The following is a 4,196-nucleotide window of genomic DNA, read 5'->3' as shown; positions in this document are numbered from 1 at the left end:
GCGGCGGCTTCCTTGATGGCGCAATCGGGCTCGTTGCGGTGCGAGCAATTGTGAAAGCGGCACTGGCCGATCAGCCCGCGCATCTCGGGGAAGTAATAGATGAAGTCGGTGGCGGCGATATGGGCCAGACCAAATGCCTGCAGGCCGGGCGAGTCTATCAGATGGCTGTTTTCATCCAGATGATAGAGCGCGGCATGGGTGGTGGTATGGCGGCCGGCATCCAGTGCCGTGGAAATATCGCCGACGCGGGCATTGACGTGCGGTAGCAAGGCATTGGTCAGTGTGGATTTGCCCATGCCTGACTGGCCGACCAGAACCGAGGTGTGTCCCGCCAGAAACGGCCGGATGGCATCGGCGTTTTCCAGTGCCGACAAGACCACAACCTGATAACCCAGCGTTTGATAGAGCTCCAGTTTTTTCAGCCACGCGGCCGTTTCCGGCAAGTCGCACTTATTGACGATAATCACCGGATCGATATCGGCAGCTTCGGCGGCAATCAGGCAGCGCCCTAGTAGCTCTTCGCTAGGTGTAGGGACGGCGGCGGATACGAACAGGATGCGGCTGACGTTGGCGGCGATCACCTTGGTTTTCCAGTCATCCTGGCGGTAAAGCAGGCTGCGCCGCTCGTGCGCGCCCTCTATCACCGCTTGCTCTTTATTCTGGATGGTGATGTCTACCCAGTCGCCACAGGCGTAATCGACCCGCTTGGCGCGGGTAGTGGCGTCATACTCGGTATCGCCACTTTCGACGATAAAGCGGCGGCCGTAACTGCGGATAATCTGACCCGTTGCCTTCATGCGCCCGTGCCTTGCAGCGCGTCGCACTTGGCCGCGCAAATCAGGTCGTTCAGGGTGATGCCGGCGGCGTCATGGGTAGAGAAGCGCACCACCACGCGGTTGAAATGCACCGATAAATCCGGGTGGTGATTTTCACGATGCGCAATAAACGCGAGTGCATTGACGAAAGCGATGGTGTGGTAATAGTCGGCAAACGCAAAGCTGCGAACCAGAACGCCGTCAAGCAGTTGCCAGTGGGGCAGGGTCTGTAGCTGAATAAGCAAGGCATCTGCGTGCAGGGCCGGGTGGTCTGCACTGCAGCGCATTTCGGTCAGTTTCATGCGGGAAGTCCTTTGAGATGGGCGATACGCAGCGCCGCTGGCGGGTGCGAGTCGTAAAACGCCGAGTGTAGCGGGTCTGGCGTCAGTGTGGCGGCGTTGTCGCGATAGAGCTTGACCAGTGCGCTGATCAGCGGCTGGCGGCCGCTTTCGCGGGCGGCAAAGGCATCGGCTTCGTACTCATGCCGGCGCGAGAGCAGGCTGGACAAGGGTGTCAGCGGAAAGGTAAACAAGGGCAGTACCATGAAAAACAGCACCAAAGCCATGGCGTGCGTTTGTTCGGTCACGCCTAATCCCTGATAAAACCATGGGCTCGCCAATAATAGCGCCAGCACAAACAGGATGCCCAGCGCCAGTGCGAAGGTCGTCAGCATGCGTTTGGCGACGTGTTTTTTCTTGAAGTGACCCAGCTCGTGGGCCAGCACCGCCTCGATTTCTTCATGGCTTAGCGCAGACAACAGGGTGTCGAAAAAAACGATGCGCTTGGCCGCGCCAAAACCGGTGAAGTAGGCGTTGCCGTGGCGCGTGCGGCGCGAGCCGTCCATCACGTAAACGCCCTGACTCTTGAAGCCGGTGCGCGCCAATAAGCCGGTCACGCGCGCTTCCAGCACCTTGTCGTCCAGCGGCTGAAAGCGGTTGAAGAGCGGGGCGATTACGGTAGGGTACAGCCATAGCATGGCCAGACTAAACCCGGCCCAAGCCAGCCATACCCATAACCACCAGAGCGCGCCTGCGCCTTGCATCAGCCATAGCACCAGCGCCAATAGCGGCAGGCCTAGCAAGGCCGACAGCAGCATGCCGCGCAGCATATCGGTGATAAACAGGCGCGGCGTAATCTTGTTAAAGCCGTAACGCGCTTCGATACCGAAGGTGGACAGCAGGGATAAGGGCAGGTTGGCAAGCGCGCTGATGGCACTCACCAGTACCATAAACAGCATGCCGGTGCCGATAGGCCCCAGATCAAACCGTGCCGCCTGTGACCATAAAAACTGCAGGCCACCGCCCAGAGTGAATGCCAGAATCAGTGCCGCATCCAGTACGCCGGATGCGATGCCCAGCCGCGTCTTGGCAAGGGTGTAGTCGGCAGCATGCTGATGGGTGGCAAGCGGAATGCTGTGGGCAAATTCGGCCGGCACTTGCGCGCGGTGCATGGCGACATGGCGCATCTGGCGCCACGATAGAAACAGGCGCAGCGTGAACGTCACCGCCAGTGCGGCAAGAAACAAAAAGGTAAAGCGGATATCTGTCATGGGCAGTCCCGTTTGCCGAATAGCCGGCAATCACGGAGAATAGAGCATCATTTATAGAAAGCTGGCAAGTATGGCACAAGATCCGAACAAGCTCATCTGGCTCGACATGGAAATGACCGGGCTGGAGCCTGACACCGACCGCATTATCGAAGTGGCGATGATAGTCACCGACAGTCAGCTGAATATTCTGGACCAGTCACCGGTCTATGTCGTGCATCAAAGCGATGCCGTCATGAACGGTATGGACGAATGGAATACCAAGACCCACGGCCGCACCGGCCTGACCGAGCGGGTGCGCGTGTCTACCCTGTCCGAAGCCGAAGTCGAAACCGCACTGCTGGCCTTTATGCAAGAGCATGTCGCCGAGCGCGTGACGCCTATGTGCGGCAATTCCATCGGCCAGGACCGCCGCTTTATGGCGCGCTGGATGCCGAAGCTGGAAGCCTATTTCCACTACCGTAATCTGGATGTGTCGACGCTCAAAGAGCTGTGCAAGCGCTGGAAGCCCGATGTCTACAAGGGTGTGGTCAAGAAGGGCAAGCACGAGGCGCTGGCCGACATCATCGAATCCATCGAAGAGCTGCGTTACTACCGCGCAAATTTCATTCGCGAATAAACGCACCTGCATTAAAATGACAAAAGGGTGATTCGTCACCCTTTTTCGTCTTTACAACAGAATCCACATTATGGCCGCGATCAGTTTCAACGATATCAATGCCTCGCAAGTCTGGGCCAAGCTGCATCAGCATCAACGCGCTACGCGCTATGTCACGATGCGCGAACTGTTCGATGCCGATGCTGGACGTTTTCAGCGCTTCTCGCTCAAGCACGATGGTCTGTTGCTGGACTACTCGAAAAACCGCATCACCGAGCGCACGCTGGCCTTGCTGCTGGAGCTGGCCGAGGTCGCGGACCTGAAGGGCTGGATGGAGCGCATGCGCTCGGGCGAGCGTATCAATGTCAGTGAAAATCGCGCCGTGCTGCATACCGCCTTGCGTCTGCCCAAGGACGCAGTGCTGGAGGTGGACGGGCAAAATGTGGTGGCCGATGTGCACGGCGAGCTGGCCCGCATTCGCGATTTTGCCGGGCGGGTTCGTGCCGGTGACTGGCGCGGTCATGATGGGCGGCGGGTGACGGATGTGGTCAATCTGGGTATTGGCGGCTCGGATCTTGGCCCCTTGCTGGCGGTGGAAGCACTGGCGCCTTATGCCCAGGGCGGGCCGGCCATTCATTATGTCTCCAACGTCGACCCGGCCAATCTTGCGCGCACGCTGGACAAGCTGGATCCGGCGACCACCTTGTTTATTATTGCCTCCAAATCCTTTACCACGCCGGAAACCCTGCTGAATGCGCAGGCTGCACGGCGCTGGTTTGTCGGCCAGGTCTCGGAAGAGGCCATCAGCAAGCATTTTGTGGCGGTGTCGACCAATGAAGCGGCGGTGGCCGGCTTCGGTATCGATGCGGCCAACCGCTTCGGCTTCTGGGAATGGGTAGGCGGACGCTATTCGGTGTGGTCGACGGTTGGCCTGTCGGTCATGCTGGCGGTCGGCGCCGAGCACTTCGACGAATTTCTGGCCGGTGCGCATGCGATGGACCAGCACTTTTTCAGCGCGCCGTTTGACGCCAATATGCCGGTGCTGCTGGCCCTGATCGGCATCTGGTACAACACCTTTTATGGTGCGCATACGCATGCCATCATGCCTTACGATCACGGCCTGCGCCGATTGCCGGCCCACATCCAACAGCTGGATATGGAGTCCAACGGCAAGCGGGTCGGCCGTTCGGGTGGGCGTCTCGATTTTGATACCGGGCCGGTGATCTGGGGCGAGGAG

General features: G+C 59.2%; 5 protein-coding genes. 2 read left to right on the top strand and 3 right to left on the bottom strand.

Going from position 1 to position 4,196, the window contains the following annotated elements; genetic code table 11:
• The 3 genes from rsgA to ACRC1E_RS00375 form a co-directional block, all read right to left on the bottom strand.
• Positions 1 to 797 (bottom strand): ribosome small subunit-dependent GTPase A (gene rsgA, locus ACRC1E_RS00385; RefSeq protein WP_438513127.1); only part of this gene is annotated, 797 nt, incomplete at its 3' end.
• A complete protein-coding gene (locus ACRC1E_RS00380; protein ID WP_438513126.1) occupies positions 794 to 1,117 on the bottom strand; it encodes a 4a-hydroxytetrahydrobiopterin dehydratase in 324 nt (107 codons plus the stop codon). The genes rsgA and ACRC1E_RS00380, both read right to left, overlap by 4 nt.
• A complete protein-coding gene (locus tag ACRC1E_RS00375) occupies positions 1,114 to 2,364 on the bottom strand; it encodes a M48 family metallopeptidase (protein WP_438513125.1) in 1,251 nt (416 codons plus the stop codon). The genes ACRC1E_RS00380 and ACRC1E_RS00375 overlap by 4 nt, the downstream gene beginning before the upstream one ends.
• A gap of 70 nt (positions 2,365 to 2,434) precedes the next feature.
• Between ACRC1E_RS00375 and orn the strand changes: the two genes are divergently transcribed.
• On the top strand, positions 2,435 to 2,980 hold the full coding sequence (orn, locus tag ACRC1E_RS00370) for an oligoribonuclease (RefSeq protein WP_438513124.1): 546 nt from the start codon (positions 2,435 to 2,437) through the stop codon (positions 2,978 to 2,980).
• A gap of 70 nt (positions 2,981 to 3,050) precedes the next feature.
• Positions 3,051 to 4,196 (top strand): glucose-6-phosphate isomerase (gene pgi, locus ACRC1E_RS00365; protein WP_438513123.1); only part of this gene is annotated, 1,146 nt, incomplete at its 3' end.

Source organism: Craterilacuibacter sp., assembly GCF_051659485.1.
In the GTDB taxonomy this organism is placed as follows: domain Bacteria; phylum Pseudomonadota; class Gammaproteobacteria; order Burkholderiales; family Chromobacteriaceae; genus Craterilacuibacter.
This window is presented reverse-complemented; position numbering and strand designations above follow the sequence as displayed.

Excerpts from the sequence above, each read along its gene's own strand:
- ACRC1E_RS00380 (WP_438513126.1), bottom strand. The coding sequence starts at position 1,117 with ATGAAACTGACCGAAATGCGCTGCAGTGCAGACCACCCGGCCCTGCAC.
- ACRC1E_RS00375 (WP_438513125.1), bottom strand. The coding sequence starts at position 2,364 with ATGACAGATATCCGCTTTACCTTTTTGTTTCTTGCCGCACTGGCGGTG.
- orn (WP_438513124.1), top strand. The coding sequence starts at position 2,435 with ATGGCACAAGATCCGAACAAGCTCATCTGGCTCGACATGGAAATGACC.